We start from the raw sequence: 15,351 nt of genomic DNA, 5'->3' as shown, positions 1-15,351 counted from the left end.
CGAGGCAAAAAAAACGGGGCGCGGCGCAGGCCGAACCCCGTGTTTATCAATGTGCGCGCATCAGTTGCGGAATGGGTTGCCGCTGTTGCGAGCCGGTTGGCTGGTGGCCACGGCCGGCGCGGATGCGCGAGTGGCCGCCGGTACCGGCGCCGCGGTTTGCTGCATCGGCGCATTGTCCTGATAGCCGTCTGCATAGGCGTCCTGCGCGCGATTCTGCGGCGCCACGGCGTCAGGTGCGGTCGACACCGGTTTGCCCAACGCGCCGTTCAGCAGCAGCAAATCGTTCTGGTTCAGCGTGCCGAGCGCCGACTTGATGTTCAACTGGTTGATCAGATAGGTATAACGCGCGTCGGACAGCTGACGTTTGGCGTTATACAGCGTGGTGGTGGCGTCCAGCACGTCGACGATGGTGCGGGTACCGACCTGATAACCGGCTTCCATCGCGTCCAGGGAGCTTTGCGCGGAGATCACCGCCTGTTTGTAGGCGTTGATGCTGCTGATCGAGGCGTTAACGTTGTTGAACGACGAACGCACGGTCTGCACCACGCTGCGGTGTGAGCTTTCCAACTGCTCGCTGGCGCCGACGAAGCCGTACTGCGCTTGTTTGACCTGCGAGTTGGTCGCGCCGCCGCTGTACAGCGGCAGGTTGAAGCTGATGCCGACCTTATTTTGGCCCGCATCGGAGTCGCTGTAGCGTGCGGCATTCGCGCCGCCGGTGTTGGAGCCGTTGTATTTGGTATTGCTGATGCCGGTTGATGCGCTGACGTCAATCGTCGGCATATAGCCGGTTTGGGCTGCGCGGATTTGCTCGCGCGCCAGGTCCTGGCTCAGACGGGCGGACAGCAGGCTCAGGTTGCGCGCTTCCGCTTCTTTCAGCAGGTTGTTCACCGCTTCCGGGCGCTGGGTACTGAAGCGATCGGTATTCAACGAGGCCAGCTCCGGGTAGAAGGCCCCGGTCACCTGGCGCAGCGTTTCCAGCGCGTTATCCAGATCGTTGCGGGCGGAGACTTCCGCCGCCAGCACGGTGTCATAGTTCGAGCGGGCGTTCTGCACGTCGGTGATCGCCACCAGGCCCACGTTGAAGCGCTGGGTGGTTTGATCCAACGTGCGGTATACCGCATCTTTCTGCGCCTGGGTGTAGGACAGCGTGTCGATCGCCTTCAGCACGTTGAAGTAGGCGGTGGCGGTGTTGAGAATCAGCTGCTGCTCAGCGGTCTGGAAGGTGACGTCGGAGATGCCGGCGGTCTTTTCCTGCAGCGTCAGCTGGCGCCATTTCGACATGTCGAAAATAGTTTGCGTCAGCGCCAACGAACCGCTGGTCACGTTGCTGTTAACGCCATTGCTGTCACGATAACCGTTGGTGTAATCGTAACCTGCGGTCAAACCGAGCTGCGGCAGCAACGGGCTGCGCGCTTCATTGATCTTTTCGAATGCGGCGTCGCGGTCAGCAGCACTTTTGCGCAGATCCGGGTTACTTTCCCTGGCCTGTTTGTAGACCTGCAGCAGGTTCTCTGCCTGGCTCATTGCACTGAAGCCGCCCAGGCTCAGTCCGATAAGAAGGGGGAGCAGTTTCTTCATTTGCATTCCTTGTTGTGCAGCAATATTGCTATGTTAGCGCTGACGATAGACGAAATAGTTGCCGATTCTAGCAGAGTCTGGGGTACGCATCAGGTGGCTGAATGTGCCATCTCACGTAACTTTTACCTTTCAGACCGCCCATTTACCTTGGCGTACTGCCCGGGTCGACTGCAGCTGATATTATGGCTGACAATCCGGATTGTTTCCCGCTATTACCTGCGAGCGCACAAACGTGCCGCATCCGGCGGCGGAAAACAGCCTAACATAAAGCCGCGGCGGAGAGTCCCGCTGTTTCTGTCATCAAAACCGATTATTTTATCGGCATACTCAAGCAGGAGAATTCGCGCATGAACCGTTCGCAGCCGTCGCCCGTTACTTTCGAGAAAAAAGATGTAGAAATTATTGCACGCGAGACGCTGTACCGTGGTTTTTTTTCACTCAATTTATACCGGTTTCGCCATCGGTTGTTCAATGGCGAAATGAGCCCTGAAATCACGCGTGAAATTTTCGAACGCGGCCATGCGGCGGTGCTGCTGCCCTACGATCCGGTGCGCGACGAGGTTGTGCTGATTGAACAACTGCGCATCGCCGCGGTCGATACCAGCCATTCGCCCTGGCTGCTGGAAATGGTGGCGGGTATGATCGAGACCGGCGAAAGCGTCGAGGACGTGTGCCGCCGCGAAGCGCAGGAGGAGGCCGGCGTGGTGGTCGGGCGCTGCAAGCCGGTGCTGAGCTACCTGGCCAGCCCCGGCGGCACCAGCGAACGTCTGTCGATCATGGTCGGCGAGGTGGACGCCGGTACCGCTGAGGGCATCCACGGCCTGGCGGAAGAACATGAAGATATCCGCGTCCACGTGGTCAGCCGCGAGCAGGCTTACCGCTGGGTTGAGGAGGGCGCGATCGATAACGCCGCATCAGTGATTGCATTGCAATGGCTGGCGTTGCACCATGAATCGTTGAGAAAAGAGTGGGCCAACTAATGAAACAGCGCTATACCCCTGATTTCCCCGAAATGATGAGATTGTGCGAAACCAACTTCGCGCAATTGCGCCGCTTGCTGCCGCGCAACGACGAAGCGGGCGAAACGGTGACTTATCAGGTGAACCGCGCCGGCTATCGTTTGACCATCGTTGAGTCCACGCGTTACACGTCGCTGGTGGAGATCGAGCAGATCTTTCCGGCGGTCAGCTACTGGAGCCTGCCCGCGATGACGGTGCGGCTGTACCATGACGCCATGGTTGCGGAAGTGTGTTCCAGTCAGCAGATCTATCGCTTTAAAGCGCGTTATGATTATCCTAATAAAAAGTTGCATCAACGCGACGAAAAGCATCAAATTAACCAGTTTCTTGCTGATTGGCTGCGCTACTGTTTGGCGCATGGAGCGATGGCGGTTCCGGTTTGTTAGACAGACTGAAATAACAAAGGACACCATTTGGAAAGCCTGTTTAAACTGCCCGTGGCGAGTGGGGCCGCGGTCAGGATTCTACAAATAACAGATACCCACCTTTTTGCCGGCGAACACGAGACGTTGCTCGGCATCAATACCTATCGCAGCTATCACGCGGTGCTGGACGCCATCCAGGCGCAGCGCCGCGACGTCGATTTGATCGTCGCCACGGGAGATTTGGCGCAGGATCATTCGCAAGAGGCCTACCGCCACTTCGCCGCCGGCATCGCGCAATTGCCGGCTCCCTGCGTGTGGCTGCCGGGCAACCATGATTTTCAACCGGCGATGGTCGATGCGTTGGCCGCCGCCGGCATCGCGCCTTCCAAACAGGTGCTGCTGGGCGACAGCTGGCAGGTGCTGATGCTGGACAGCCAGGTGTTCGGCGTGCCGCACGGCGAATTGAGCGAATACCAACTCGAGTGGATGGAGCGCTGCCTGCAGGCTCACCCCGAGCGCTATACGCTGTTGCTGCTGCACCATCATCCGCTGCCTTCCGGCTGCACCTGGCTCGATCAGCACAGCCTGCGCAACCCGCATATGCTGGGCGCGATCCTGCTGCGTTATCCGAAAGTGAATACCGTGGTGTGCGGGCACATTCACCAGGATCTGGATCTGGAATGGCAGGGCCGACGCCTGTTGGCGACGCCGTCCACCTGCGTGCAATTCAAGCCGCACTGCACGAACTTCACCATTGACGACGTCTCCCCCGGCTGGCGCTACCTCGATCTGCTGCCGGACGGCCGCGTCGAGACGCAGGTGTTCCGCCTGGAAAACGACGATTTCCGCCCCGATATGGACTCGGATGGATACTGATGCCTTCGACACTGCTCTACCTGCACGGTTTCAACAGTTCGCCGCAGTCGGCCAAGGCGGTGGCCTTCAAGGCCTGGCTGGCCGAGCACCATCCCGATATCGAGATGCTGGTGCCGCAGCTGCCGGCCTTTCCGGCGGAGGCCGCCGAGATGCTGGAGAATATGGTGCTGGAGCGCGCCGGCCAAACGCTCGGGCTGGTCGGTTCATCGCTCGGCGGCTATTACGCCACCTGGCTGTCGCAGTGTTTTTCGCTGCCGGCGGTGGTGGTCAACCCGGCGGTCAAGCCGTTTGAGCTGCTGGTTGACTATCTCGGCGCCAACGAGAACCCCTACACCGGCCAGCAATATGTGTTAGAGTCACGTCACGTTTACGATCTGAAAGTGATGCAGATCGATCCCTTGGAGTCGCCGGATTTAATCTGGCTGCTGCAGCAAACGGGCGATGAAATTCTCGATTACGGCCAGGCAGTGGCGTATTACACCGCGTGTCGGCAAACGGTGGAGTCGGGTGGAAACCACGCCTTCGTCGGTTTCGAGCACTACTTCCCCCAGATTGTGGATTTTTTAGGGCTAAACGCGGTCTGACGGACCGTTCCGGCACCTCCCTTTAACCACGAAAAAATAATCAACGATGACTCAATCCAGCTATAACGCTGATGCCATTGAAGTACTCAGCGGTCTAGAACCAGTGCGCCGTCGTCCCGGCATGTATACCGACACGACGCGCCCAAACCACCTCGGCCAAGAGGTGATCGATAACAGCGTCGACGAAGCGTTGGCCGGTCACGCCAAGCGCATCGACGTGATTTTGCACGCCGATCAGTCGCTGGAAGTGATCGACGACGGCCGCGGCATGCCGGTGGACATCCACCCGGAAGAGGGCGTGCCGGCGGTTGAGTTGATCCTGTGCCGGCTGCACGCCGGCGGTAAATTCTCGAATAAAAACTACCAGTTCTCCGGCGGCCTGCACGGCGTGGGGATCTCGGTGGTCAACGCCCTGTCGAAGCGGGTGGAAGTCAACGTGCGCCGCGACGGCAACGTCTACGGCATCGCCTTCGAAAACGGCGACAAGGTGCAAGATCTGACGGTGACCGGCACCTGCGGCAAACGCAACACCGGCACCAGCGTGCACTTCTGGCCGGACGAGCAGTTCTTCGACAGCCCGCGCTTCTCGGTATCGCGCCTGACTCACCTGCTGAAAGCCAAGGCGGTGCTGTGCCCCGGCGTCGAGATCTATTTCATCGACAAGGTGAACAACACCGAGCAGCGCTGGTGCTACCAGGACGGCCTGACCGACTACCTGATGGAAGCGGTCAACGGCCTGATTACCCTGCCGGAAGCGCCGTTCGTCGGCAATTTCGCCGGTGACACCGAAGCGGTGGACTGGGCGCTGCTGTGGCTACCGGAAGGCGGCGAGCTGCTGACCGAAAGCTACGTCAACCTGATCCCGACCATGCAGGGCGGCACCCACGTCAACGGCCTGCGTCAGGGGCTGCTGGACGCGATGCGCGAGTTCTGCGAATTCCGCAACATTCTGCCGCGCGGCGTGAAGCTGTCGGCGGAGGATATCTGGGATCGCTGTGCCTACGTGCTGTCGGTGAAGATGCAGGATCCGCAGTTCGCCGGGCAGACCAAAGAGCGTCTCTCCTCGCGCCAGTGCGCGGCCTTCGTTTCCGGCGTGGTGAAAGACGCCTTCAGCCTGTGGCTGAACCAGAACGTTCAGGCGGCGGAACAGCTGGCCGAGCTGGCTATCTCCAGCGCCCAGCGCCGCCTGCGCGCCGCCAAGAAAGTGGTGCGCAAAAAGCTGACCAGCGGGCCGGCGCTGCCGGGCAAGCTGGCGGACTGCACCTCGCAGGATCTGGCCATGACCGAACTGTTCCTGGTGGAAGGGGACTCGGCGGGCGGATCGGCCAAGCAGGCGCGCGATCGCGAATATCAGGCGATCATGCCGCTCAAGGGCAAGATCCTGAATACCTGGGAAGTCTCCTCGGACGAAGTGCTCGCCTCACAGGAAGTGCACGACATTTCCGTGGCGATCGGCATCGATCCGGACAGCGAAGATCTCAGCCAGCTGCGCTACGGCAAAATCTGCATCCTGGCGGATGCGGACTCCGACGGTCTGCACATCGCCACGCTGCTGTGCGCGCTGTTCGTGCGCCACTTCCGTTCGCTGGTGAAAGGCGGCCATGTCTATGTCGCCATGCCGCCGCTGTACCGTATCGATCTCGGTAAAGAGGTGTTCTACGCGCTGGATGAAGAAGAGAAAGCCGGCGTGCTGGAACAGCTGAAGCGCAAGAAGGGCAAGCCGAACGTACAGCGCTTTAAAGGGCTGGGCGAGATGAACCCGCTGCAGCTGCGCGAAACCACCCTCGATCCGAACACCCGCCGTCTGGTGCAACTGACGGTGGCAGAGGATGACGTCGATCAGACGCTGGCGGTGATGGACATGCTGTTGGCCAAGAAGCGTTCGGAAGATCGCCGCAACTGGCTGCAAGACAAGGGCGACATGGCCGAATTGGCGGTCTGAGCCTGACCCTGGCCCGGTGAAACGCCGGGCCTGCTTTCCCGCAGGGCGTTGCATGCGGCGCCCGTCAACCTGGGGCGAACCGCGTGAAGATCACCCTCGAAGAGCTGCTGGCGTTCACTGCGGTGGTCGACAGCGGTTCGGTCACCGCCGCCGCCGATCGGCTCGGCCAAACCACCTCCGGCGTCAGCCGCGCACTCAGCCGCCTGGAAACGAAACTCGACGCTACGCTCTTGCGCCGCACCACGCGTCGCCTGAGCCTGACCGAAGAAGGGCAGAGCTTCCTGGCGCCTGCGCGCGAAATACTGCGTTCGGTGGATCAGGCCGAAGAACTGATGGCGCTGCGCCGCCAGCTGCCCGCCGGTCGGCTGCGGGTCAACGCCGCCGCCCCTTTCATGGCGCACGTGCTGGTGCCGATGGTGGCGGAGTTCCGCCGCCGTTATCCGCAGATTGAGCTGGAGCTGGACACCGACGATCGCAATATCGACCTGTTGGAGAAACGCGCCGATATCGCGATCCGCATCGGCGCGCTGCGTGACTCCACGCTGCATGCGCGCCTGCTGGGGCACAGCCGGTTGCGCATCCTCGCCAGCCCGGATTACCTGCAACGGCATGGCGAACCGCGCGGCGTGGAAGATCTGCACCGCCATTGCCTGTTGGGATTCACCTACCCAGAATCGCTGAACCAGTGGCCGCTGCGTTACCGGCAGGCGCGGCATTTCGCCATCGAACCGACGATCTCGGCCTCCAGCGGGGAGACGCTGCGTGAGTTGGCGTTGCGCGGAGCGGGCATTGTCCAACTGGCGGACTTCATGACCCGCCGCGATCGGGAAGCGGGCCGGCTGGTACCGCTGCTGGTGCGGGAGACGCTGGACGTGCGCCAGCCGATCAACGCGGTGTATTACCACGACGCCCAGCTGGCGGCGCGCCTCACCTGTTTTCTCGACTACGTCAGCGCCCGCCTTGAGGGAGAGCCGCCAGAGGCCGCAGAGGGCCTCTGAAGGGATTACAGCGCGTTTTCCAGCACGTAGATCTCGGTGCCCAGCACGTAGTCCTTGATGGTTTCGCGGTGCTTGAGCATATGGTCGATCTGCAGGTGTTTTTCCAGATGCGCCTGGCTTTGCCATTTTTCCAGCATAAACACCGAGTCCGGCGACAGTTTCTGCCAGGGGGCCTGCGTGTGGCTGTCTACCATCGGCGTGTATTCGCCGCAGCCTTCTTCCGCCAGCACCAGTGGCACCAGTTTTTCAATGGCTTGTAACACGGTGGCGCGGTGGCCGGGTTTGACTTTGATTTCTGCGATTACGGTGATCATCATTACCTCGTTGGTTAAGCCCTTCGCTGCCAGTTAAGCAAAAATTCCCGCCAGATGCTCGCGATAACGTGCGATGTCCGTTTCGATATCCGGTTGTTTTATCACGTCATTGCAGATAAAGGTCGGCAAGGCTTCCATCCCCAGGAACTGGTTGGCCTTGTGGAAGTGCAGGTAAACGCCGTCGACGCCGACGCCGTGGAAGAACTGGTTCGGATCGGTGAAGGCTTCGAGCGGGGCGTTCCAGGTCAGGCTCAGCAGGTATTTTTTGCCCTGAATCAGGCCGCCGGAGCCGTACTTCTTGGCGGCGTCGGAGCGGGTGCGGCCATCGCTGGCGTACAGGCTGCCGTGGCCGGCGGTGAACACTTCGTCGATGTATTTTTTCAGGATCCACGGCTCGCCCATCCACCAACCCGGCATCTGATAGATGACCGCATCGGCCCACAGGTATTTCTGCACTTCGGCTTCGATGTCATAGCCGTCGTCGACCACCGTGACCTGCACCTCGTGCTGCAGATCGCGCAGGAAGCTTTCCGCCACGTCGCTCAGGGTTTGGTTGAGTTCGCCGTTGGAATGGCCGAATTGCTTTTTAGCGTTGATAATCAGGATATTGCTCATCTTTTGCGTCTCCCGTCAGAGTTAAGATAGATGCCGTTTTCCGCTGCGGTGCGCAAAAACAGCTTGCTGAACGAGAGTGTAATCGCTGACCAGGCAAGTAAAAACGTGACGACAGACACAACAGTGTTGATTCTTAATCAACAATCGCGATGGAATTTTGCCTAAACGTCCCGGCGGTAGCGCCTTCGGCCGGCGATCCTTGCGCCAACTGTGACAGCCACCCCGCAGATGGGTTACTATCGCGGGCAGAATCGACAAGCGATGCCTTATTGTCGTCCAGGGATTGCCAAGCCACGGTCTGAGGATAATTGAGTAATGAGTGATCTGACTCATGATGGTGTAGAGCGTTTACCGCTGCACACATTCACTGAAAACGCCTATCTGAACTATTCCATGTACGTCATCATGGATCGGGCGTTGCCGTACATTGGCGACGGTTTGAAGCCGGTACAACGCCGCATCATCTACGCCATGTCTGAGCTGGGGCTGAACAACAGCGCCAAATTCAAGAAATCCGCCCGCACCGTGGGCGACGTGCTGGGTAAATACCACCCGCACGGCGACAGCGCGTGTTATGAAGCCATGGTGCTGATGGCGCAGCCGTTCTCGTACCGCTATCCGCTGGTGGACGGCCAGGGGAACTGGGGGGCGCCGGACGATCCCAAGTCGTTCGCGGCGATGCGTTATACCGAATCGCGCCTGTCCAAATACGCCGAAGTGCTGCTGGCCGAGCTGGGGCAAGGCACCGTCGACTGGATCCCGAACTTTGACGGCACGCTGCAAGAGCCGAAGATGTTGCCGGCGCGCCTGCCGAACATCCTGCTGAACGGCACCACCGGCATCGCCGTCGGCATGGCGACCGACATTCCGCCGCACAACGTGCGCGAAGTCGCCGCCGCTGCGGTGGCGCTGCTCGACAAGCCGGGCGCCTCGCTCGATGACCTGCTCGAATTCGTGCAGGGGCCGGACTTCCCGACCGAAGCCGAGATCATTACCCCGCGCGACGAAATCCGCAAAATTTACCAGAGCGGCCGCGGCTCGGTGCGCATGCGCGCCGTGTGGAAGAAAGAAGACGGCAGCGCGGTGATCACCGCCTTGCCGCATCAGGTGTCCGGCGCCAAGGTGCTGGAGCAGATCGCCAGCCAGATGCGCGCCAAGAAGCTGCCGATGGTCGAAGATCTGCGCGATGAGTCCGACCACGAAAACCCGACGCGCCTGGTGATCGTGCCGCGCTCCAACCGTATCGATCTGGAGCAGGTGATGAACCACCTGTTCGCCACCACCGATCTGGAACGCAGCTACCGCATCAACATGAACATGATCGGTCTGGATAACCGCCCGCAGGTCAAAGGGCTGGTGGAGATCCTCACCGAATGGCTGGCCTACCGTCGCGACACGGTGCGTCGCCGCCTGAACTACCGCCTCGAGAAGGTGCTGAAACGCCTGCATATCCTCGAAGGTTTGCTGGTGGCGTTCCTCAATATCGACGAGGTGATCCACATCATCCGCAGCGAAGATGAGCCGAAGCCGGTGCTGATGCAGCGTTTCGGCATCTCCGATACCCAGGCGGAAGCGATCCTCGAGCTGAAACTGCGTCACCTGGCCAAGCTGGAAGAGGTCAAGATCCGTGGTGAGCAGGATGAGTTGGCGAAAGAGCGCGATCAGCTGCAGGCGCTGCTGGCGTCCGAGCGCAAGCTGAACACGCTGATCAAGAAAGAGATCCAGGCCGATGCGCAGACCTACGGCGACGATCGCCGTTCGCCGCTGACCGAGCGCGCGGAAGCCAAGGCGATGAGCGAGCACGACTTCGTGCCGTCCGAGCCGGTGACCATCGTGCTGTCTGAAATGGGCTGGGTGCGCAGCGCCAAGGGCCACGACATCGATCCGGCCGGCCTGAGCTACAAGGCCGGCGACAGCTTCCGCGGCGCGGCGCGCGGCAAGAGCAACCAGCCGGTGGTGTTCATCGACTCCACCGGGCGCAGCTATGCGCTCGATCCGATGACGCTGCCTTCAGCGCGCGGGCAGGGCGAGCCGCTGACCGGCAAGCTGACGCCGCCGCCGGGCGCCACCATTGAGCAAGTGCTGATGGCGGCCGACGATCAGAAGCTGCTGATGGCGTCCGATGCCGGTTACGGCTTCGTTTGCACCTTCAACGATTTGGTGGCGCGCAACCGCGCCGGCAAGGTGATGATCACGCTGCCGGACAACGCCAGGGCGCTGCCGCCGATGGAAATCCACGGCGCAGACGACATGCTGCTGTCGATCACCGCCGCCGGGCGCATGCTGATGTTCCCGGTCGCCGATCTGCCGCAGCTGTCGAAGGGCAAAGGCAACAAGATCGTCTCCATTCCGGCAGCCCAGGCGGCGGCCGGTGACGACAAGCTGGCCTGGCTGTTCGTGCTGCCGCCGCAGGCGTCCGTCACGCTGCACGTCGGCAAACGCAAGCTGACGCTGCGGCCGGAGGATTTGCAGAAATTCCGCGCCGAGCGCGGGCGCAAGGGCACTCAGCTGCCGCGCGGCCTGCAGCGCATCGATCGCGTCGAAGTGGATGCGCCGATGCGGGCGTCGGGCGGCGACAGCGAAGAGTAAGCGTTGGCGCCAGCGTTAACGGGCGGTCGCAGCATGCTGTGGCCGCCTTATTTATTTTTACTGGCGTTTATTTTCCAAATAGTTAACATTTCTGCGCATAAAATTATTGTGCGTATTGCCGGCTGGCGGGAAAATAGCGAGAAAGGCAGGCGACATCGGCGTGCTTATCGCCTGGCCGGCAAATAATGAGTAAAGGAATCTGCGCAGCGAAGTAAACTGCGTTGGCAGTGTGCTAATGAGGTTGTTATGTTATTGATTTTGCGTGCCGTTCTCGCCACTCTTTTCTGTATTCTGGTGTGTATTTTCGGTTCTGTTTATTGTTTGTTCAGCCCGCGCAATCCCCGCCATGTGGCGACCTTCGGCCACCTTTTCGGCCGCCTGTCGACGCTGTTCGGCATCAAGGTTGAAACCCGCGTGCCGGCCGATGCGGCCAACAACGGCAACTGCATCTATATCGCTAACCACCAAAATAACTACGACATGGTGACGGCCGCCAATATCGTGCAGCCGCGCACCGTGACCGTCGGTAAAAAAAGTCTGGTGTGGATCCCGTTTTTCGGCCCGCTGTATTGGCTGACCGGTAATCTGCTGATAGATCGTGATAATCGCGCCAAGGCGCACGGCACCATCGCCCAGGTGGCGGAGCAGTTCAAAAAGAAAGACATTTCGATCTGGATGTTCCCGGAAGGGACCCGCAGCCGCGGTCGCGGGCTGATGCCGTTTAAAACCGGCGCGTTCCACGCGGCCATCGCCGCCGGCGTGCCGATTGTGCCGATCTGCGTATCGACCACCAGCGGTAATATAAATCTTAATCGCTGGAATAACGGTCACGTGATCGTCGAGATGTTGGCGCCGGTGGATACCAGCAAATACGGCAAAGAAAACGTGCGCGAGCTGGCGGCGCATTGCCGCGAGCTGATGGAGGCGAAAATCGCCCAATTGGACGCCGAAGTCGCCCAGCGCAACGCCGCCAAAAAATAAGAGTCTACCGGCTTCAAAGAATACGTTTTTAATTGGCGTTCAGCGCCGTTAACGCCTGAGCGCCTGCTAATCTTGATTGGCGGGCGTTTGGGTTTTGCACACGGTTTAGTTATTGCTTTTCATGGAGAAAATATGTCACTCAGTCGACGTCAGTTTATACAGGCATCGGGCCTGGCGCTGTGCGCGAGCGCCGTGCCGCTGAGGGCAGAGGCGAGCGGAACGCAGACCCCATTACCCATCCCTCCACTGCTGGAGTCTCGCCGCGGTCAGCCGCTGTTCCTGACCCTGCAGCGCGCCCACTGGGCGTTTATGGATAACCGCAAGGCGGCGGTGTGGGGTATCAACGGCATGTATTTGGGGCCGACGGTGCGGGTTTACAGCGGTGACGACGTCAAACTGATCTACAGCAACCGCCTGCAGGAGCCGGTGGCGATGACCATCAGCGGTCTGCAGGTGCCGGGCACGCTGATGGGCGGCGCGCCGCGCATGATGTCGCCCAACGTCGACTGGTCGCCGGTGCTGCCTATTCGTCAGGCGGCGGCCACCTGTTGGTACCACGCCAATACGCCGAACCGTATGGCGCCGCACGTTTACAACGGGCTGGCCGGGCTGTGGCTGGTGGAGGATGCCGTCAGCAAAGCGCTGCCGCTGCCCAACCACTACGGCGTCGACGATTTCCCGCTGATCATTCAGGACAAGCGCTTCGATAACTTCGGCACGCCGCAATACGATGCGCCGTCGCAGGGCGGCTTCGTCGGCGATACGCTGTTGGTCAACGGCGTGCAAAATCCGTATGTCGAGGTGTCGCGCGGCTGGGTGCGTTTGCGCCTGCTCAACGCCTCCAACGCGCGCCGCTATACCCTGCAGCTCAGCGACGGGCGCCCATTCAACGTGATCGCCAGCGATCAGGGCTTCCTGCCCGCGCCGGTCGCGGTGCAGCAGCTGTCGCTGGCGCCGGGCGAACGCCGGGAAGTGCTGATCGACATGTCGAAGGGCGAGGAGGTGACCATCACCGCCGGTGAAGCGGCGGGCATCATGGATCGCCTGCGCGGCCTGTTCGAGCCGTCGAGCATTCTGGTGTCCACCCAGGTGCTGACGCTGCGCCCGACCGGCCTGCTGCCGCTGGTGACCGACAACCTGCCGATGCGCCTGCTAGCGGATCAGCTGTTGGACGGCAGCGCCAGCCGCACTCGCGATTTCCGCCTGGGCGACGGCGGCGTCGGCATCAACGGCGCGATTTGGGACATGAACCGCATCGACGTGCAGGCGCAGCAAGGCACCTGGGAACGCTGGAACATTCATGCGGATACGCCGCAGTCGTTCCATATTCAGGGCGTGCAGTTCCTGATCAAACGCGTCAACGGCGCGCAGCCGATGGCGGAAGATCGCGGCTGGAAGGACACCGTCTGGGTCGATGGCGACGTCGAGCTGCTGGTGTATTTCAACCAACCTACCTCCGAACACTTCCCGTTCCTGTATTACAGCCAGACGTTGGAGATGGCCGATCGCGGCACCGCCGGCCAGCTGATGGTGCAGCCGACGATGTAACCTGCGCTGCGGGCCGCTTACGGCGCCCGCAGCATCTCCAGAAAGGCCTCTACGACCGGCGTGACGCTGTCGGCGCGGTAAACCGCGTACAGATCCGCCGGCGGCGCCTGCTGCAGCGAGCAAAAGCGGACGCCGGGCCACGGGATGCGGCCGTAGCTGTCCGGCAGCAGCGTAATGCCGCAACCCTCCGCCACCAGCGCCAGCAGGGTTTGCGGCTCGTTGACCTGATAAGCGACGTCCGGCAAAAATCCCTGCTGCAGGCACAGATTGTGCAGATACAGCCCCAGGCTGGCCTCGTGCGGCGGCAGCACGATGAAACTGTCGTTCTGCAGCGCCGCCAGCGGGATGCTTTCCTGCTGTGCCAGCGGATGATCGAGCGGCAGCACCACGGCGATGCTCTCGCTCGCCAAGCGTTGGCAGGTCAACCCCGGCAGCGTCTGTTGCTGCGCCTCTCGCCAGACCCCGATATCGATATGCCGCTTTTGCAGCGCGGCGATTTGCTGGCTGGGCGTCAGCTCGTTCAACGACCAGGTGACGCCGGCGTTTTGCTCGCTGAACCGCCGCAGCGCCGCGATCAGGCCGCCCCAGGCTGAGGTACCGACCATGCCGACCACCATGTGGCCGCCTTCGCCGCGCCCCATCTGTTGCACCTGATGCAGCGCGCTGTCGGCCTGATCCAGCAGCCGCTCGACGTTGCGCAGCAGCGTGCGGCCGGCCGGTGTCAGCGTCATGGAGCGGGTGGTGCGTTTGAACAGCACCACGCCGAGCTGGCTTTCCAGCTCCTTGATGTGCTTGCTGAGCGGCGGCTGTGACATATTCAGCCGCCGCGCCGCCTGGGTGAAGTTCATCTCTTCCGCCACTACGCGGAAATAGTGCAGCAGGCGGAAGTTAATCCGGCCGGGATCGGGCAGGGCATGGGGCTGATTCATCCGGGGTATCGCCTCCTTGTGACGCAGCTCAACTTATAGGTAAATGGAATAAATCGGCCGCCAAGAATGTATTGGTCTCGGCCGCGCCTCGCTCTCTACTATGGGGATTATTATCCCCCGCTGAAAGAGAGAATACGATGTTTAATCAAGAAGATGCTTTTACCTGCGCCGATGTCGTCCGCGCACGCCTGCCGGGTTTCCAGCCGAAAGCGGCCTTGATTCTCGGCTCCGGGCTCGGCGCCCTGGCGGAGGTGATGACCGAAACCGTCACCATCGACTACGGGGAGCTGCCGGGCTTCCCGGTGAGCGGCGTCGCCGGCCATGCCGGGCAGCTGGTCGCCGGCAAGCTGGAAGGCGTGCCGGTATTGTGCATGAAAGGGCGCGGTCATTTCTATGAAGGGCGCGGCATGCAGGTGATGACCACCGCAGTGCGCACCTTCAAACTGCTGGGCTGTGAATTCCTGCTGGCGACCAACGCCGCCGGTTCGCTGCGCCGCTCGGTGGCGCCGGGCAGCCTGGTGGCCATCACCGATCACATCAACTTCATGCCGGAATCGCCGCTGGTCGGCGCCAACGACGAGCGCTTCGGGCCGCGCTTCTTCAGCCTGGCGAACGCCTACGATCGCGATCTGCGCGCCCGGCTGGCGGCGGTGGCCGAAAGCGCGGGCATTCCGCTGGCGGAAGGGGTGTTCGCCGCCTACACCGGGCCGAATTTCGAAACGCCGGCGGAGATCCGCATGATGCAGACCCTGGGCTGCGACGTGGTGGGGATGTCGATCGTGCCGGAAGTCCTGACGGCGCGCCACTGCGGCCTCAAGGTGCTGGTGGTATCCGCGATGACCAACTACGCCGAAGGGCTGTCGGATACGCCGCTCTCCCATGAACAAACGCTCAGCTGCGCGGCGCTGGCGGCGGACGATTTCATGCGCCTGATCCGCGAGCTGTTCAAAACGCTGTAATAGCGCAAGCAAACCGGCGGCGGGCTGCAGGGGGCCTGCCGCATCAATCATCGT

Annotated in this window: 14 protein-coding genes; 10 read left to right on the top strand and 4 right to left on the bottom strand. The window is 61.3% G+C overall.

The genetic code is table 11. From position 1 onward, the window contains the following. Nucleotides 1-60 precede the first annotated feature (60 nt). Complete coding sequence (hasF, locus tag ACJ8HN_RS17045) at nucleotides 61-1,578, bottom strand: multidrug efflux transporter outer membrane subunit HasF (RefSeq protein WP_041036729.1); 1,518 nt, start codon at nucleotides 1,576-1,578, stop codon at nucleotides 61-63. A gap of 347 nt (nucleotides 1,579-1,925) precedes the next feature. Between hasF and nudF the strand changes: the two genes are divergently transcribed. From nudF to ACJ8HN_RS17015, 6 genes are all read left to right on the top strand, one after another. Further along, nucleotides 1,926-2,558 (top strand): ADP-ribose diphosphatase, encoded by a 633-nt coding sequence (gene nudF, locus ACJ8HN_RS17040; RefSeq protein WP_033649068.1) that lies wholly within the window; start codon nucleotides 1,926-1,928, stop codon nucleotides 2,556-2,558. Next, entirely contained in the window at nucleotides 2,558-2,983 is a 426-nt protein-coding gene (locus ACJ8HN_RS17035; protein WP_033649069.1) for a DUF1249 family protein, read from the top strand. Before nudF ends, ACJ8HN_RS17035 begins: the two co-directional genes overlap by 1 nt. A 27-nt stretch (nucleotides 2,984-3,010) precedes the next feature. Further along, nucleotides 3,011-3,838: a 3',5'-cyclic-AMP phosphodiesterase gene (cpdA, locus tag ACJ8HN_RS17030; protein ID WP_033636061.1), complete on the top strand. Its 828-nt coding sequence runs from the start codon at nucleotides 3,011-3,013 to the stop codon at nucleotides 3,836-3,838. Beyond that, nucleotides 3,838-4,422 carry an esterase YqiA gene (gene yqiA, locus ACJ8HN_RS17025; RefSeq protein ID WP_025304306.1) on the top strand — a complete coding sequence of 195 codons (585 nt, stop codon included), beginning with the start codon at nucleotides 3,838-3,840 and terminating at the stop codon, nucleotides 4,420-4,422. The genes cpdA and yqiA overlap by 1 nt, the downstream gene beginning before the upstream one ends. Before the next feature lie 46 nt (nucleotides 4,423-4,468). Further along, nucleotides 4,469-6,364 (top strand): DNA topoisomerase IV subunit B, encoded by a 1,896-nt coding sequence (gene parE, locus ACJ8HN_RS17020; RefSeq protein WP_025304305.1) that lies wholly within the window; start codon nucleotides 4,469-4,471, stop codon nucleotides 6,362-6,364. An 83-nt stretch (nucleotides 6,365-6,447) separates the two neighbouring features. Further along, nucleotides 6,448-7,362: a LysR substrate-binding domain-containing protein gene (locus ACJ8HN_RS17015; protein ID WP_049212936.1), complete on the top strand. Its 915-nt coding sequence runs from the start codon at nucleotides 6,448-6,450 to the stop codon at nucleotides 7,360-7,362. Between the two features lie 5 nt (nucleotides 7,363-7,367). Here ACJ8HN_RS17015 and ACJ8HN_RS17010 read toward each other — a convergent pair whose 3' ends face one another. Both ACJ8HN_RS17010 and ACJ8HN_RS17005 read right to left on the bottom strand, forming a co-directional pair. Beyond that, nucleotides 7,368-7,676, bottom strand: coding sequence for a putative quinol monooxygenase (locus ACJ8HN_RS17010; RefSeq protein ID WP_033638602.1), 309 nt, complete (start codon nucleotides 7,674-7,676; stop codon nucleotides 7,368-7,370). 33 nt (nucleotides 7,677-7,709) lie between these two features. After that, nucleotides 7,710-8,291 (bottom strand): NAD(P)H-dependent oxidoreductase, encoded by a 582-nt coding sequence (locus tag ACJ8HN_RS17005; protein WP_039569311.1) that lies wholly within the window; start codon nucleotides 8,289-8,291, stop codon nucleotides 7,710-7,712. A gap of 315 nt (nucleotides 8,292-8,606) precedes the next feature. Here ACJ8HN_RS17005 and parC point away from each other — a divergent pair, with 315 nt between their 5' ends. From parC to ftsP, 3 genes are all read left to right on the top strand, one after another. Beyond that, nucleotides 8,607-10,880 (top strand): DNA topoisomerase IV subunit A, encoded by a 2,274-nt coding sequence (parC, locus tag ACJ8HN_RS17000; RefSeq protein ID WP_039569308.1) that lies wholly within the window; start codon nucleotides 8,607-8,609, stop codon nucleotides 10,878-10,880. Between the two features lie 246 nt (nucleotides 10,881-11,126). Continuing rightward, the gene (locus ACJ8HN_RS16995; protein WP_033636057.1) at nucleotides 11,127-11,861 is read left to right on the top strand and encodes a 1-acylglycerol-3-phosphate O-acyltransferase; all 735 of its coding nucleotides are present in this window, start codon (nucleotides 11,127-11,129) and stop codon (nucleotides 11,859-11,861) included. A 132-nt stretch (nucleotides 11,862-11,993) separates the two neighbouring features. Next, nucleotides 11,994-13,409 carry a cell division protein FtsP gene (gene ftsP / locus ACJ8HN_RS16990; protein ID WP_033654827.1) on the top strand — a complete coding sequence of 472 codons (1,416 nt, stop codon included), beginning with the start codon at nucleotides 11,994-11,996 and terminating at the stop codon, nucleotides 13,407-13,409. Between the two features lie 17 nt (nucleotides 13,410-13,426). On the opposite strand, the gene ACJ8HN_RS16985 is transcribed toward ftsP, so the two are convergent. Next, nucleotides 13,427-14,338: a LysR family transcriptional regulator gene (locus tag ACJ8HN_RS16985; protein WP_033654828.1), complete on the bottom strand. Its 912-nt coding sequence runs from the start codon at nucleotides 14,336-14,338 to the stop codon at nucleotides 13,427-13,429. A gap of 137 nt (nucleotides 14,339-14,475) precedes the next feature. Here ACJ8HN_RS16985 and xapA point away from each other — a divergent pair, with 137 nt between their 5' ends. Then, nucleotides 14,476-15,297, top strand: coding sequence for a xanthosine phosphorylase (gene xapA / locus ACJ8HN_RS16980; protein WP_039569302.1), 822 nt, complete (start codon nucleotides 14,476-14,478; stop codon nucleotides 15,295-15,297). Nucleotides 15,298-15,351 lie beyond the last annotated feature (54 nt).

The sequence above is a fragment of the Serratia sp. CY29653 genome, from assembly GCF_052169255.1.
In the GTDB taxonomy this organism is placed as follows: Bacteria; Pseudomonadota; Gammaproteobacteria; order Enterobacterales; family Enterobacteriaceae; genus Serratia; species Serratia sarumanii.
This window is presented reverse-complemented; position numbering and strand designations above follow the sequence as displayed.